We start from the raw sequence: 14,580 nt of genomic DNA on the forward strand, positions 1-14,580 counted from the left end.
CGGAAGTCACTTTCTGCGTTGCGCTGCGGCAGGTGCGGCGCCATTCCCCGTGGCGTGGAGCGCAGCATGCGGCAATCGCGCAGCCATCGCCAGTGACAGCTGTCACCCGCCGCGGCTGACGGGCCGCACTGGGATGGGCCGGCGCCGCGGCGCAGCATGGCCACTCCCGCCACGACCGGTTCCTGCCGATGCACGCCGCTCCCGACACTCTTCCGCTGGCGCAGCTGCGCGCCGTGCACAAGCGCTACGGCGCGGTGGTCGCGCTGGACGGCGTGGACCTGCAGTTGCAGCGCGGCCAGCTGCTGGCCCTGCTCGGCGCCAACGGCGCGGGCAAGAGCACCGCGGTGGCGCTGCTGCTCGGGCTGCAGGTGGCCGATGCCGGCAGCGTGCAGCTGTGCGGCCAGGATCCGCGTGCGCTCGGCGCGCGGCGCCAGGCCGGGGTGATGCTGCAGTCCGCCGGCTTGCCGGACACGCTGCGCGTGGGCGAACTATTGGACCAGGCGCGCGGCTACTACCGGCGCCCGCGCAGCGTCGCCGATTGCGTGGCGCTGGCCGGGCTGGATGGCCTGATGCCGCGCCGCTACGGCGGCTTGTCCGGCGGCCAGCAGCGGCGCGTGCAATTTGCGATGGCGATCTGCGGGCGGCCGCAGGTGCTGTTCCTGGACGAACCCAGCACCGGCCTGGACATCGAGGCGCGGCAGGGCCTGTGGCGGGCGATCCAGGAACTGGTCGCGGACGGCTGCGCGGTGCTGCTGACCACCCACTACCTGGAGGAGGCCGAGGTATTGGCCGACCGGGTCGCGGTGTTGCAGCGCGGCACGCTGATCGCCGAAGGCAGCGTGCAGCAGCTGCGGGCGCGCTTCGAGCAACGCACGATCCGCTGCCGCAGCGCGCTGACTGCGGTGCAGGTGGCGGGCTGGCCGCAGGCGCGCCGCGTGGAAGCGCGCGACGGCGTGCTGGAGATCGTCGCCGAACCGGCCGAGCCGGTGGTGGCGCGACTGCTCGCCGCCGATCCGGCGCTGGACGAACTGGAAGTCCGCCGCGCCGGCCTGGCCGACGCGTTCCTCGCCATCACCCGTGCGGAGGCCGCATGAGCACGCCCGATCCACGCCGTACCGAGCATGTCGCGTCCCCGGCGCACGGCACGGCGGCGGCGCGGCCGACCGACGCCGCTGCGCCGCCATTGCGCGACCATGCCGCGCTGCTGTTGCGCGAAATCCGCTACGAGTTATTGCGCTGGATGCGCACGCCATCGTTCGCGCTGCCGACCTTGCTGTTCCCGCCCATGTTCTACCTGCTGTTCGGCGTGCTGCTCAATCGCGGCAATGCCGCCGCTGCGGTGTACCTGATGGCCAGCTACGGCGTGTTCGGGGTGATGGCGCCGGCGCTGTTCGGTTTCGGCGTGGGCTTGGCGCTGGACCGCGAACGCGGCCTGCTCACCCTCAAGCGCGCCATGCCGGTGCCACCTGGGGCGATCCTGCTGGCGCGCACCGTGCTGGCGATGCTGTTCGCGCTGGCGATCGCATTGTTGTTGCAACTGCTCGGCGGCATGCTCGGCGGGGTGCGGCTGGCGCCGTCGCAGCGCGCCTGGCTGTTGCTGATCGAAGTGCTGGGCACGCTGCCGTTCTGTGCGATCGGCCTGTACATCGGTGCCCGCGTCGGCGGCAGCGGCGCGCCGGCCGTGGTCAACCTGATCTACCTGCCGATGGCGTTCCTGTCGGGTCTGTGGATCCCGCTGCAGATGCTGCCGTCGCTGCTGACCACGCTGGCGCCGCTGTGGCCGTCCTATCACCTGAGCCAGCTCGCGCTGCGCGTGGTCGGTCACGACGACGGCAGCGGAATCACCGGCCACATCGCCGCGCTGCTGGCGATGACCGTGGCGTTCTATGCGCTGGCGCATCGGCGCCTGCGCCGCGGCTGATGGCCGGCCTCCGCCGCGCCGGCGCCGCGCGGCCGGCATCGCCGCTTCCCGCCGCGTCGCGCGGCATCCCCATGTGCTCGCTATGCTATGCACCGCGGCGGCGCGTCCGCCCCTGGAGCCTGCCGTGATCGATCTGCTGCAAGCGTCGCCCGAATCGCTGGTCGCCCAGCGGATGAGCTGGACCACGGCCAAACGCAGCACGCAGTGGTTCGTGTGGCTGTCGCTGGTGTGGTCGATCTGGCTGTTCATCACGCCGCTGTACGAGCGGCACATCTTCCGCGACTGGTTCTGGCCGACGATGGTCAGCTACGCGGCGTTTCTGGCCCTGTACTACTGCGCCTACTACCGCGATCGCCGCTACCTGCGCTGGTGCGTGGCCGGCATGGCCGTGCTGGCGTTCGTGCTGCTGCCGTACAACCCCGGTGCGCAGTGCTACATGATCTATGCCTGTGCGTTCCTGGCGTTCTGTTTCCCGATCGGGCGCGCGCTGCTGGCGATGTTGTTGCTGCTCGGTGCGTTCGCCGCGGCCTGGATGCTGCAGGGCTGGTCGCTGCTGTACATGACCAGCGCGGTGGTGGTCGGCCTGTCGGTGGGGCTGATGAACATCAGCTTCGAACGCCGCGCCCGCGCCGACGCGCAGTTGCGCCTGAGCCACGAAGAAGTGCGGCGCCTGGCCGCGGTCGCCGAGCGCGAGCGCATCGGCCGCGACCTGCACGACCTGCTCGGCCACACCCTGTCGCTGGTGGCGCTGAAGTCGGACCTGGCCGCGCGCCTGCTCGCGCGCGATCCGGCCGCGGCGCGGCAGGAGATGGAGGACGTCGGCCAGGTCGCGCGCGAGGCGCTGGGCCAGGTGCGGCGCGCGGTCAGCGGCATCCGCGCCGCGCAGCTGGCGGCGGAAATGGCCTCGGCCAAGCTGCTGCTGGAATCCTCCGGGGTCACCTTCCGCTATCAGGTCGATGCCTTGCCGCAATGCGCGCAGCTGGAGACCGTGTTCGCGATGGTGCTGCGCGAGGCCGCGACCAACATCCAGCGCCACGCCGGTGCCGGCAACGCGCAGCTGCGGCTGTGGTGCGAACGCGGCCAGGCCTGGCTGGAGATCCGCGACGACGGCCGCGGCAGCGCGATGCAGCCGGGCACCGGCCTGGCCAGCATGCGCGAACGGCTGGAAGCGGTGGGCGGTTCGTTGCGGATCGACTCCGAACGCGGCCAGGGCACCCGCCTGCTGGCCGCCGCGCCGTTGCCGCGGACCGCCGAACCCGCGCCCGGCGTGCCGGTCGCGCCGCCGCATGCCGGGCAGGACGCCGCGCTGCACTGAGCGCCGCGCTGCCGCGCTCTACAATGCGCGCACAACATCGGGGGAAGGCGTGATTCGACTAGTGCTGGCGGAGGACCAGGCGATGGTGCGCGGTGCGCTCAGCGCGCTGTTGGGCCTGGAAGCGGATATCGCGGTGGTCGCCAGCGCCGCCGACGGCGAAGCCGCGTGGCGCGCGCTGCAGGCGCACACGCCGGACCTGCTGGTCACCGATATCGAGATGCCCGGCCTCAGCGGCCTGGAACTGGCGCAGCGGGTGCAGCGCCAGCAGCTGCCGGTGCGCGTGGTGATCGTCACCACCTTCGCCCGTCCTGGGTTCCTGCGCCGCGCGCTGGATGCCGGCGTCGGCGGGTATCTGTTGAAGGACGCGCCGCCCGAACGCCTGGTCGATGCGATCCGCCAGGTGCACCGCGGCGGCCGCGCGATCGATCCGGAACTGGCGCTGGAGGCCTGGTCCGAGGCCGATCCGCTCAACGACCGCGAACGCCAGGTGCTGCGCCTGGCCGGCGAGGGCGCCTCCGCCGGCGACATCGCCGCCCGGCTCGGGCTGTCGCACGGCACCGTGCGCAATTACCTGTCCGAGGCGATCGGCAAGCTCGGCGTCGGCAACCGCATCGAGGCGGCGCGGCTGGCGCGGCAGAAGGGCTGGCTGTAGCGCGGCCGCCAAACGCGAAGGCCAGTGACGCGGCCGCCGGCACTCGGGTCGCATCCAGGTCCGTCCGCTGCGTCACGACGGATGGCAGATCGGACGACCAGGTGAAGCGCAGCGAGCCGCTGCGGGGTTCGCACGATGCCCGTAGCCATGGATCCGAACCGGTTGGCAGCTCACTCACGTCTGCGTTGGATCTGCGGCTAGGGCTTCATTACGCGATGGGCAACGCCTAGGCCGCATGGCGCCTTGCCGCACGATCGGTGTTGTGCCGCCCGACGCGCGCCGATGCCGGCCCGTGCCGCAACCGCCGCTGCCGAGGAGCGCGGGGTATGCCGGTTCGGCAAGCGCCTATGAAATTGTGCGCAGTCGCGCGGTGGAGGCGTCGCCAGTGACTAAGCTCGCCTGCATCGGTCGACGGGAGTGCGTGATGAAGTGGATGCGTGCGCTGTGCTTTGGGTGGTCGCTGCTGTTGGCGTGGACGTTGCCGGCCGGCGCTGCGCTGGCGGCCGACGGGCAGTTCAAGGTGCTGGTCGCGGCGATTCCCAACAAGTACCACCACGACTACATCCCGGTGGCCAAGCCGCAGTTCGAGGCGCTGGCGCGGCAGCACTATTTCGAGCTGGTATGGGCCTGGAACGCCGAGGCGTTCGACGGCGACCTGTCGCAGTACGCGGCGATCGTGCTGCTCAATACGCCGGCCACCGACCTCAATCCGGCGCAGCGCGCCAACTTCCAGAAGTACGTGCGCGCCGGCGGCGGCGTGGTCGCGGTGCACAAGGCGTTCGCGATCGCGCGCGGGCAGTGGGACTGGTACGACCGCCTGATCGGCCGCTCGTTCCGCACCCATCCCTACCTGCAGACCGCGATGGTCGACGTGGTCGACCACAACTTCCCCGCCACCGCCGGCCTGCCGCAGCGCTGGATGTGGTCGGACGAGTGGTACGAATACGACCCGCCGTACAGCGACGACCTGGTCACGCTGATGACGGTGGACGAAACCAGCTACGACCCCACGCTGATCTGGCCCGGCCAGGTCGCCAAGGGCATGGGCAAACAGCACCCGGTGGCGTGGTACCACCACTTCGAAGGCGGCCGCGTGTTCGCCACCGCGCTCGGCCACCAGGCCGAGGCCTACAACGACCCGCGCTACCTCGAGCACCTGTACGGCGGCATCTACTGGGCCGCCACCGGCCACGGCATCGCCGGCGAGACGAAAGCGGCAACGCCGCGCCCCCGCTGAATCCGCAGGCGCCACGCTTTGCTTTTCTGTAGGAGCGGCTTCAGCCGCGACAGAAACCGGACCTTCGCCGGCACCCTGTCGGGGCTGAAGCCCCCCCTGCAGCACACCCGGCCAACACGTCCCGCGCTTTTTGTAGGAGCGGCTTCAGCTGCGACAGGAGCCGGACCTTCGCCGGGCACCCTGTCGGGGCTGAAGCCCCTCCCACAGGAGCGCCCGGCCGGCACGCCACGCGCCTTTTGTGGGAGCGACTTCAGTCGCGACGCGCATCACCGACCAAGCCCATCGCGACCGACGGGCCAGGTCCACCCAACGTCGTAGCAGAGAACAGACCCCTTAGACCTGTTCCCTAGGCGCTGCCTGATCCGCCACCACCGGCGCCGCCCCGCCTCGCGCCATGCTTGAAAACACCCCGTCGCGGCGCACCCAGGCATGGAACAGCGCCGCGCACAGATGCCCCAGCACCGTGGCGAACAGCAAATATGCCAGCCAGCCATGCGCGCTGCGCAACCACGCGTACAGCGCCGGGCTGTGCGGCGCGATCGGCGGCAGCTGCGCGCCCGGCCACAGCACGATCGGATAGCCGCCGGCCGACAGCAGCGACCAGCCCAGCAACGGCATCGCCAGCATCAACGCATACAACAACCAGTGCGAGGCCAGCGCCGCCGTCTTCTGCCACCACGGCAGATCGGCCGGCAGCGGCGGCGGCCGCTGGCGCAGGCGATTGCCCAGGCGCACGATCGCGAGCAGCAAGATGGCGATGCCGAGCGGGCGGTGCAGGTCGAGCAGCCATGGCCGCTGCGACACCGAAGCGACCATGCCCACGCCGACGAACAGCATGGTCAGGATCATCGCCGCCATCAGCCAATGCAGCACGCGGGCGATCAGGTTGAAATGTCCGGAGACGTTGGCGCGGCTCATTGCGCACCTCCCTTTGCCTGGCCCGTGGCCTCGGGCGCCTGGCCGCGACCGATCTCGCGCTCGCGGCGGTTGAACGAGTGCGAATACACCGCCGAGCGCGCGGCCAGAATCGGGTCGTCGGAGCCGGCGATGCCGCGCGGCAGGATCAGCGGGTCGTAGTTGAGGTCGCGGCACGGGCCGGTGGCCTGCGGCTCGGCATGGTCGAGCACCAGGGTGCCGGCGACCACTTGCTGCCGGTCCTGCGGCCAAGGTTGAGATGGATCGTTCACCGGGTCGCCGGGAGCGGCCACGGTCAGCACCAGATCCCAGCGCAACGGGCCGTGCGCCAGCCGCGCCTGCAGGTCTTCGCCGAGGAAGTCGGCATCGGCCTGCGCCCGCTGCGCCGCGGACAGTTCCTTGAAAGCGGTCTGCGGCCGCATCGACCAACGCACGAAACGGCTGCTGCCGTCGGCGGCGATGAAGCGGAAGCTGTTGACCCCGTTGTACTGGGTGTTGGCCCAGCTGTCCGACCACGGCGCGGTCTTGGCCCACTGCTGGAACTTCTTCGCTTCCGGATAGCGTTGCACGAACGCGGCCATCTTCGCCGGGTCCGGCTTGCCGGTGGCCGGGTCCGGCTGCGCGGCCAGGGTCTGCGCCATGAAGCCCTCCGGCGTGGCCACCACGAAGAACGGAAAGCTGTTCATCGCCGTGCGCCACTGCTGGCCGTCGTCGCTGCGCAGCAGCAGCGCCATGCTGCGCACCCGCGCGCTGGCATCGGCGCCATGCGGATCGCCGCCGCCGATCGACATCCGCCCCAGCACCGGCACCGAGGCCTGGGCGAACACCCGCGCCGAGGACAGCGCACTGGCCTGGCCGTTGCCTTCGAAATGCCCGCTCACGCACATGCCCTTGCTGTGCGCGCGGCGAAACCCCGGATGCGGCGGCCCGCCGGCCTCGATGGCGTCGGTCATGCGCTGCGCGGTCAGCCGCTGCGGCCCGCCCAGCCAGCCGGCGCTCCAGGCGAAGGCGGCGGCGAGCACGGCGGCGATCGCGGCGATGGCCGCCAGCGGCAGCCAGGGCCGCGGGCGGGGTGGCGAGGGCGGGGCGGGGTCGGGATGGGACATGGGGGAACTCCTGTGGCGGCGGCGATTGGCAGTGAGACGTGCGGCGTCGCGGTCTATTCCCGACGCCGGTAGTTTTTGTGCGTTGCTTGCGGGGTGCTTTGTCGCCAGCAGTTGCTTTCAGCCCGCCGGAGCGGCGCGATCGCGCAGGCGCTCCCGGCGAGCGGCCAACCCCCGTTGGCGAATACGCCGCTTGCCGTGCGTCCACCCGCGATCGCCCTCCGGCCCCTGCCGCGCAACGCCAGTTCTGCAGGTGCCATTGCTGCCGGCGGCCGCCCTGGTCGGCTTGTACGGCCGCGATCTCGCAGATCGACCGATCCGACCGGCGGGCTAATCCAGGCTGGGGAATACTCCGCCTCGCTGTGCGCCCTCTCTGTTCTGCCGCGCGAAGCCAGTGCTGCAGGCGACCGACGCCTGGTCGGCCTGCACGGCCGTGAGCGTGCCGATCGAGCGATCCCGACGGATGGCTAACCCAGGTTGGGGAATAATCCGCCTCGCCGTGCGTCCTACCCATGACCGTCCATCCCCGACCTGCAGCACGAAACCAGCCATGCATGACCTCGACGACGAATCCCTGCGTGCGCTGATGCCGCGGTTGCGGCGTTTCGCCCAATCGCTGAGCGGCGATGCGGCCAGTGCCGACGACCTGGTGCAGGCGGCGCTGGAGCGCGCGCTGCGGCGCTGGTCCACCCGCCGCGATGCCGATGCGCTGCAGCCGTGGCTGTTCGCGATCGTGTACCGGCAATTCGTCGACACGCGCCGCCGCGCGCAGCGCTGGCAGCGGGTGCTGGCGCTGTTCGCGCCGCAGCAGCCGACCCAGGCGCCGTCGGCCGAACAGGTGCACGACGGCCGCGCGATGCTGGCCGCCTTCGCGCAGTTGCCGGCCGAGCAGCGCGCGCTGCTGTTGCTGGTCAGTGTCGAGGGGTTCAGCTACCGCGACGCCGCCACCGCGCTGGACCTGCCGATCGGCACGGTGATGTCGCGGCTGTCGCGCGCGCGCGAGAAACTGCGCCAGATCGGCGAAGGCCGCAGCGGCCCCGGCCCTGCCTTGCGAGTGCTCAAATGACCGTGCTGCGCCCCGACGACGAAACTCTGCACGCCTATGTCGATGGCCGCCTGGACCCGGCGCGCCGCGCCCAGGTGGCCGCCTGGCTGCAGGCCCATCCCGCCCATGCCGCGCGCGTGGCCGGCTGGAAGCAGGACGCCGACGCGCTGCGCGCGGCCTGGGCCGGCGCCGAAGCGCTGCCGGCCAATCCCGCGTTGAGCGCATCGGCGCTGCGCGGCCGCGTGCGCCAGCGTCGCCGCACGCTGGCGGCGATGGCCGCCAGCTGCGTACTGATGCTCGGCCTGGGCACCGGACTGGGCTGGCAATTGCGCGACAGCCGCCTCGGTGGCGAACGCCTGCCGATGGCCGACGCGGTGGCCGCGTATCGCCTGTTCGCCGATGGCGAGCAACCGTTGGAATTCGATCCGGCGCGGCGGGTGGCCTTGCAGGGCTGGCTGCGCACCCATTTCGGCGAGGCCGGCGCGGTGCCGGACCTGCAGGCGCAGGGCTTCGCGCTGCGCGGCGGGCGCCTGCTGTCCACGCCCGAGGGTGCGGCCGCGATGCTGGTCTACCAGGACGCCGACGGCGCCCGCATCGGCCTGTACCTGCGCCCGGGCAGCGCCCGCCTGCACGACGGCGAACGCCGCGACGGCCGCCTGCTGGCGCAGTACTGGTCCGAAGGCGGCACCGCCTTCGCCCTGGTCGGCCCGGCCACCCAGACCCGCATGCGCCAGATCGCCCCGCTGCTGCGCGAGCAGGGCTGAGCCGGCGCGGCGCGAACCGCACTCGCAGCGAAGAATGCATGCGCCCCTGTAGGAGCGGCTTCAGCCGCGACGAACGAAGCGACGGAATCGCCGCACCCGTATCGCGTCGGGACTGAGGCCCCTCCCACAGTGCACCCAGCGAGCGTGCAGCAAGGCTTCTTGTAGGAGCGGCTTCAGCCGCGACGAGCGAAGCGCTGGAGCTGCCGCGACCGGACAGCGTCGGGACTGAGCTGCCTCCCACAGTGCAATCGGCGAGCAAGCCTCAAGGCTCCCTGTGGGAGCGACTTCAGTCGCGACGAGCGGAGCGATGGAGTTGCTGCACCGTGTATCGGGTCGGGACTGAGTCCCTCCTACAGTGCACCCAGCAAGCAGGCCGCAAGGCTCCTTGTAGGAGCGGCTTCAGCCGCGACGAGCGAAGCAGTGGAGCTGCCGCGCCCGGACAGCGTCGGGACTGAACTGCCTCCCACAGTGCAACCAGCGAGCAAGCCGCAAGGCTCACTGTGGGAGCGACTTCAGTCGCGACGAGTGAAGCGATGAGTTACTGATACCAGGACAGTGTCGGGATTGAAGCACCTTCTATGGCGCATCCAGCGAAGAGGCTGCAAGGCCCCTGTAGGAGCGGCTTCAGCCGCGACGAACGAAGCTAGGAACCTTGACGGTTCCGGTTGTCTGTCGCGGCTGAAGCCGCTCCTACATGAGTTCGTGCGCTCCGGCGATCTGGTCCGCGCCTCCGCCACGACAATGCCTGCGACACGCGGAGCGGCCGAGCTTCCGTGACCGGGCAGCGTCGGGACTGAAGTCCCTCCCACAGTGCACTCAACGAGCATTCGCAAGGCCCATTGTGGGAGCGACTTCAGTCGCGACGAGCTGAGCGATGGAGTTGCTGCACCGTATCGATCGGGACTGAAGTCCCTCCTGCAGTGCACTCAGCAAGCAGGATCGCAAATCCCTGAGGGCAAGCTCCTTGTAGGAGCGCCTTCAGCCGCGAGAGCGACGTCAGCAATCACGGCGGTTTGGGTGTCTGTCGCGGCTGAAGCCGCTCCTACAGGGGGCTGCGCCGCAGCAACTTCGACCACACCAATACGATACCCACCAGGCCTCACCCGGCGTAACGCGCCTTCAGCATCGCGTAGGCCGAGCGCAGCGCCAGCGCTTCGCCGCCGGCGGGGCGGCCGGGGCGGTCGCTGTCGTTCCAGGCGTACACGTCCAGGTGCGCCCAGGCCTGCCGCGCGGGCACGAAGCGCTCCAGGTACAGCGCCGCGGTCACCGCGCCGGCCATGCGCGAGCCGGCGTTGGCCAGGTCGGCGATCGAGCTGGTCAGGTAGCGCAGGTACGGGCGCCACAGCGGCATGCGCCAGACCGGGTCGCGGTGGCGTTCGCCGGCGGCGATCCAGGCCTGCGCCAATGCGTCGTCGTTCGAGAACAGCGCCGGCAGGTCCGGGCCCAGCGCGATGCGCGCCGCGCCGGTCAGCGTGGCGAAATCCAGGATCGCGTCCGGCGCCTGTTCGCTGGCGTAGGTCAGCGCATCGCACAGCACCAGCCGGCCCTCGGCGTCGGTATTGTCGATCTCCACGCTGATGCCCTGGCGGGTGGCGATGACGTCGCCGGGGCGGAACGCGTCCGGGCCGACCGCGTTCTCCACCGCCGCGATCAGCACGGTCAGCCGCAACGGCAGCCGCTGCGCCATCACCAGCCCGGCCAGCGCCAGCGCATGCGCCGCGCCGCCCATGTCCTTCTTCATGTGGCGCATGCCGTCGGCCGGCTTCAGGTCCAGCCCGCCGGTGTCGAAGCACACGCCCTTGCCGGCCAGCGCCACATGCGGGTGTGTTTCCTCGCCCCAGCGCAGCACGATCAGCCGCGGCGCGCGGTGCGAGGCGCGGCCGACCGCGTGGATCGCCGGGAAGTTCTGCGCCAGCAGTTCCTCGCCGACGATACTCTCGCACTGCGCGCCATGCGCCTGCGCCAGCTCGCGCGCAAGCGCCTCCAGCTGCTCCGGGCCCATGTCCTCGGCGGGCGTATTGACCCAGTCGCGCACGCGCACGCAGGCCTGCAGCAGGTCGCGCACTTCCGCGCTCGGCGTGGCCAGCAGGCGCGCCGGCAGCCGCGCCGACTGCTTGTAGCGCGCGTAGCGGTAGCTGCCCAGGCCCCAGCCCAGCTGCAGCGCGGCCTGCTCCTCCTCGCTCAGCTCGCTGGCCAGCCGCCAGCTGCTGCCGGCCGGCAGCGCCAGCGGCGCGTGCGCGTAGGCGTAGGCATCGCCGCGGTCGCCGACGCCCAGCACCGCCGCGGCCACGCCGTCGGCGCCCGGCAGCAGCAGCGCGGTGCCGGGCGCGGCCACGAACTGCTGTGCGTCCAGCCACGCCACCCATGCCGGGGACTGCGCGGCGCGCCAGTCGGCCAGGCGTTCGCGGTCCAGCACATGCAGCGGCAACGCGTGGGTGGAGGCGTCGGTGAAGCCGGAAGGCAGGGACATCAGCGGGTCCTTGTGGGTCGGGCGCGGCCGTCGGCGGGCACGCTGGGAACGAAGTAGGGGTGACGGGCGGCCGTGCGGGCGCGGCTTATGCGTCCGCTCCGGCAGCCGGCTGGGTGGCGTCGAGCCAATCGGCCAGGCCGGTGAGCGCGTCGAAGTGCAGGTCCGGCGGCGTGGCCGGATGCCAGGCCTGCGCGTCGCGGTTGATCCAGCAGCCGCGCAGGCCGGCCTGCATCGCGCCGAGCACGTCCATCTCGATGTGGTCGCCGACGTGCAGCACTTGCGCGCACGGCACGCCCAGGCGCGCGCAGGCGGCGTGGAAGATGCTCGGGTCCGGCTTGGCCGCGCCGTGCTCGCGCGCGCTGAGCTGGAACGCGAAATGCGGCGCCAGGCCGATCGTGGCCAGGTCGGCGTTGCCGTTGCTCAGCGCCGCCACCGGCACGCGCGCGGCGATCCGCGCCAGCGCCGCGAGGCTGTCCGGATAGCACTCCACCTGGTTGCGCGCGGCGTAGAACACCGCGTAGGCCGGCTCCACCAGCGCCTCGTCGGCGCCGCTGTCGCGCAGCGCGCGGCGCAGGGTCAGGCGTCGCATCTCGCTCAGGTCGTGGACCAGGTGCGGATGCGCGGCGAACACCTCCTCGCGCAGCTGCCGCATCGCCGCGATCGGGAAGCGCTCGGCGGTGCGCGGACTGTGCTGCAGCAGCCAGTCGTGCAGCACCTGCTCGATGCGCGCACCGATCGGCGCGAACGGCCACAGCGTGTCGTCCAGGTCCAGCGTGATCGCGCGAACGGGGAAGGAAGGCAAGGAAGTCACCTGGCGCATTTTACGCCAACCGGCCGCCACGGCCGTCGCCCCAGGTAGACGTGCGCCGGCCACGGCGCCGCGCCGCCTGCTTTTCCGAGTCCCAGGTCCCGAGTCCCCAGTCCCGGCCTCATTCCAACAACCTGGCCCAGCGCTGCATGCCTTCCACCCGCGCCAGCACCATCTTGATGCACACCAGCAGCGGCACCGCCAGCAGCAGCCCGACCATGCCCCACAGCCAGCCGAACAGCATCAGCGCCAGGATCAGCATCAGCGGCGAGATCGCCATGCGCCGGCCGAGCACGATCGGCGTCACCACCTGGCCTTCGAGCACATGCAGCGCCAGGTACACGATCGCCGGCAGCGCCGCGCTCAGCGGGTCGCGGAACTCCACGAAGCCCATCAGCAGCATCAGGATCGCGCCGATCAGCGGCCCCACGTACGGGGCGAAGTTCAGCAGCGCCACCACCGTGCCCCACAGCAGCGCCTCCTGCAGCGGGATCTTCAGCAGCACCAGGATGCCGGCGAAGATCAGCCCGACCAGGGTGTTGATGACGCTGATGGTCAGCACGTAGCGCGACACCTCGCGCTCGATCGAACGCAGGATGTCGGTGGTGAACTTCTGCTGCTGGCGGTTCGGCAGCAGCGCGATCGCATGCCGCTGCAGGTTCTCGCCGAACACCATGAAGAAGAACGTCAGCAGCACCACCGCCAGCGCCGAGGCGGCCAGCCGCGGGGTGCGCACCAGCGCCTTGTACGGGTCGTCCATCTGCGTGCGGATCACCTGCACGCGGCGCCCGCTCTCGCCGCCGGCGGCGCGCGCGAAGTTCTCCGCGGCCTGGTTGGCCTGCTGCATCGGCTTGGTCAGGTCGCGCACCTGGGTGGCGATGTGGCGCATCTGCCCGGGTGCCTGCTGCACCCACTCGGCGGCCGGGCCGGCCAGTTGCACGGCCAGCGTCGCGGTCACCGCCATGCCCGACAGCAGCACCAGCAGCGCGCCGAGGAAGCGCGGCAGGTACAGCCGCTGCAGCCCGCGGATGATGGGGTTGCCGACCAGGGCGAAGAACGCGGCCAGCAGCACCGGCAGCACCACTTCCTGCGCCGCCCACAGCGTGTAGCCCACCGCCAGCGTCGCCAGCACCACCAACGACACCGGTCCGCGCGGGCGCGGTGCCGGCGGCGGCGGGAGGGTGTCCGCGTGGGGCGGTGCCACGTCGCCGGCGTCGGCCACGGATTCGGAGAGTGTGCTCATCGGACCTGCGCTGCGTACGTGGCCCCGGCGCGCGTCCTGCGGACGCACGCTGTTCGGCGCAAAAAGAAGGTGGCGGAGTGTAGGCCGATCCTGGCCTGCGCGGTATGAAGACGGCGTGGCGACAGGCGCCGGCCGGCCGCGGCGGCGCCGCTCAGCGCTCGGACACGTCGGTGGCCGCTTCGGCCGGCTGCGGTTGCGCCTGGTCGCGCGGCGCCGCGGGCGCTGCGTAGGACGCGGTCGGTTCCTGTCGCGGCGGCACGCCCGCAGCGGCGGCCGCGGCCGGATCGACCGCAGCGGCGGCATCCTGCGCGGTGTCCGCCGCGCGCTCGGCGTGGTCAGAGGCTTCCTTGGCCCGGGTCGCGGTCAGCAGGCTGGAGATCGCGCTGATCATCTGCAGCCAGCGCGCGCCGCCGATCTTGCCGATCGCCGCCGCCGGTTCGGCGCGGCCGGCCAGGAAGCCGGCGCCCAGTCCCACCGCGACGATGCGCAGCGGCGTCCAGCCTTCGCGCCAGACCCGCTGCAGCGTGGTCCACTGCGTCCGCATCTGCTGCTGGCGGCCTTCCAGCACGGTCTCGGCGCGGGCGATGCGGTGCTGCAGTTGGTCGAATTTCATCGGTGCGTCTCGCTCGCCGCGGCTGTGCTGCCGCCGGCATGGTCCTCGTCGTCGTCGCCGCCGATGCCCAGCTTGGCCAGCTGGCGGCGGGTGGCGTCGAGCTTGCTCATCTCGAAATAGCGCAAGGCCTGCCAGGCGCCAAGCGCGGTGACCACCAGGCTGAACGCCGCGGTCGCCGAGATCGACGCCAGCCACGACCAGCCCAGCCGCTGCAGCACCGCGATCAGCGCGCCCATCAGCAGCATCCACGCCGAGGCGCCGAACGCCACCGCCACGGTTAGCCACACCAGCGCGCGCGCCAGGGCGGCGCGCGCCAGCGCCAGGTCCGCCGCCACCAGCTTGCGCAGCGCGCGGCTGGCCTCCAGCGTGGCGGCCAAACCCTCGCGGCCAGCGTTGCCGAATTCGCGGAACGATTCCTCCAGCGACGGCCGTTCGGCCGCCGCGGGATCGGGCGCGGCAGTGGCGCTGTCGCGGGCCTGCTCGTCGCTCACGTG

Annotated in this window: 14 protein-coding genes; 7 read left to right on the top strand and 7 right to left on the bottom strand. The window is 71.5% G+C overall.

The features are described 5' to 3' along the window. The first annotated feature begins 188 nt into the window (after positions 1–188). The 5 genes from NUG20_RS01840 (at position 189) to NUG20_RS01860 (ending at position 5,125) form a co-directional block, all read left to right on the top strand. Entirely contained in the window at positions 189–1,094 is a 906-nt protein-coding gene (locus NUG20_RS01840; RefSeq protein WP_263396768.1) for an ABC transporter ATP-binding protein, read from the top strand. Next, entirely contained in the window at positions 1,091–1,921 is an 831-nt protein-coding gene (locus NUG20_RS01845) for an ABC transporter permease (RefSeq protein WP_263396769.1), read from the top strand. The genes NUG20_RS01840 and NUG20_RS01845 overlap by 4 nt, the downstream gene beginning before the upstream one ends. A gap of 124 nt (positions 1,922–2,045) precedes the next feature. Continuing rightward, positions 2,046–3,236: a sensor histidine kinase gene (locus NUG20_RS01850; protein WP_263396770.1), complete on the top strand. Its 1,191-nt coding sequence runs from the start codon at positions 2,046–2,048 to the stop codon at positions 3,234–3,236. Between the two features lie 49 nt (positions 3,237–3,285). Continuing rightward, the gene (locus NUG20_RS01855) at positions 3,286–3,888 is read left to right on the top strand and encodes a response regulator transcription factor (protein WP_263396771.1); all 603 of its coding nucleotides are present in this window, start codon (positions 3,286–3,288) and stop codon (positions 3,886–3,888) included. A 424-nt stretch (positions 3,889–4,312) separates the two neighbouring features. Continuing rightward, a complete protein-coding gene (locus NUG20_RS01860; RefSeq protein WP_263396772.1) occupies positions 4,313–5,125 on the top strand; it encodes a ThuA domain-containing protein in 813 nt (270 codons plus the stop codon). A 333-nt stretch (positions 5,126–5,458) separates the two neighbouring features. Here NUG20_RS01860 and NUG20_RS01865 read toward each other — a convergent pair whose 3' ends face one another. After that, positions 5,459–6,043 (bottom strand): cytochrome b, encoded by a 585-nt coding sequence (locus NUG20_RS01865; RefSeq protein WP_263396773.1) that lies wholly within the window; start codon positions 6,041–6,043, stop codon positions 5,459–5,461. Continuing rightward, entirely contained in the window at positions 6,040–7,146 is a 1,107-nt protein-coding gene (locus NUG20_RS01870) for a catalase family peroxidase (protein ID WP_263396774.1), read from the bottom strand. The genes NUG20_RS01865 and NUG20_RS01870 overlap by 4 nt, the downstream gene beginning before the upstream one ends. Positions 7,147–7,693: 547 nt before the next feature. On the opposite strand from NUG20_RS01870, the gene NUG20_RS01875 reads away from it, so the two are divergent. Together NUG20_RS01875 and NUG20_RS01880 are read left to right on the top strand one after the other, a co-directional pair. After that, positions 7,694–8,209: an RNA polymerase sigma factor gene (locus NUG20_RS01875; protein ID WP_263396775.1), complete on the top strand. Its 516-nt coding sequence runs from the start codon at positions 7,694–7,696 to the stop codon at positions 8,207–8,209. Then, positions 8,206–8,952: an anti-sigma factor family protein gene (locus NUG20_RS01880; RefSeq protein ID WP_263396776.1), complete on the top strand. Its 747-nt coding sequence runs from the start codon at positions 8,206–8,208 to the stop codon at positions 8,950–8,952. The genes NUG20_RS01875 and NUG20_RS01880 overlap by 4 nt, the downstream gene beginning before the upstream one ends. Positions 8,953–10,051: 1,099 nt before the next feature. On the opposite strand, the gene NUG20_RS01885 is transcribed toward NUG20_RS01880, so the two are convergent. The 5 genes from NUG20_RS01885 to NUG20_RS01905 all read right to left on the bottom strand — a co-directional run bounded on the left by NUG20_RS01885 (position 10,052) and on the right by NUG20_RS01905 (position 14,577). Then, entirely contained in the window at positions 10,052–11,422 is a 1,371-nt protein-coding gene (locus tag NUG20_RS01885) for a leucyl aminopeptidase family protein (protein ID WP_263396777.1), read from the bottom strand. Positions 11,423–11,507: 85 nt separating this feature from the next. Continuing rightward, positions 11,508–12,224 carry an HAD family hydrolase gene (locus tag NUG20_RS01890; RefSeq protein ID WP_263396778.1) on the bottom strand — a complete coding sequence of 239 codons (717 nt, stop codon included), beginning with the start codon at positions 12,222–12,224 and terminating at the stop codon, positions 11,508–11,510. Between the two features lie 127 nt (positions 12,225–12,351). Further along, entirely contained in the window at positions 12,352–13,473 is a 1,122-nt protein-coding gene (locus NUG20_RS01895) for an AI-2E family transporter (RefSeq protein ID WP_263396779.1), read from the bottom strand. A 151-nt stretch (positions 13,474–13,624) separates the two neighbouring features. Further along, positions 13,625–14,086 carry a hypothetical protein gene (locus NUG20_RS01900; protein WP_263396780.1) on the bottom strand — a complete coding sequence of 154 codons (462 nt, stop codon included), beginning with the start codon at positions 14,084–14,086 and terminating at the stop codon, positions 13,625–13,627. Then, positions 14,083–14,577, bottom strand: a complete 495-nt coding sequence (locus NUG20_RS01905) for a phage holin family protein (RefSeq protein WP_263396781.1) — start codon at positions 14,575–14,577, stop codon at positions 14,083–14,085. The genes NUG20_RS01900 and NUG20_RS01905 overlap by 4 nt, the downstream gene beginning before the upstream one ends. Between the last annotated feature and the right edge of the window lie 3 nt (positions 14,578–14,580).

Origin of the sequence: Xanthomonas sp. CFBP 8443 (assembly GCF_025666195.1) — a bacterium.
Lineage (GTDB): Bacteria > Pseudomonadota > Gammaproteobacteria > Xanthomonadales > Xanthomonadaceae > Xanthomonas_A.

Coding starts and splice junctions, on each gene's coding strand:
- NUG20_RS01900 (WP_263396780.1), bottom strand. CDS start 14,086: ATGAAATTCGACCAACTGCAGCACCGCATCGCCCGCGCCGAGACCGTG.
- NUG20_RS01885 (WP_263396777.1), bottom strand. CDS start 11,422: ATGTCCCTGCCTTCCGGCTTCACCGACGCCTCCACCCACGCGTTGCCG.
- NUG20_RS01880 (WP_263396776.1), top strand. CDS start 8,206: ATGACCGTGCTGCGCCCCGACGACGAAACTCTGCACGCCTATGTCGAT.
- NUG20_RS01870 (WP_263396774.1), bottom strand. CDS start 7,146: ATGTCCCATCCCGACCCCGCCCCGCCCTCGCCACCCCGCCCGCGGCCC.
- NUG20_RS01840 (WP_263396768.1), top strand. CDS start 189: ATGCACGCCGCTCCCGACACTCTTCCGCTGGCGCAGCTGCGCGCCGTG.
- NUG20_RS01865 (WP_263396773.1), bottom strand. CDS start 6,043: ATGAGCCGCGCCAACGTCTCCGGACATTTCAACCTGATCGCCCGCGTG.
- NUG20_RS01860 (WP_263396772.1), top strand. CDS start 4,313: ATGAAGTGGATGCGTGCGCTGTGCTTTGGGTGGTCGCTGCTGTTGGCG.
- NUG20_RS01845 (WP_263396769.1), top strand. CDS start 1,091: ATGAGCACGCCCGATCCACGCCGTACCGAGCATGTCGCGTCCCCGGCG.
- NUG20_RS01875 (WP_263396775.1), top strand. CDS start 7,694: ATGCATGACCTCGACGACGAATCCCTGCGTGCGCTGATGCCGCGGTTG.
- NUG20_RS01895 (WP_263396779.1), bottom strand. CDS start 13,473: ATGAGCACACTCTCCGAATCCGTGGCCGACGCCGGCGACGTGGCACCG.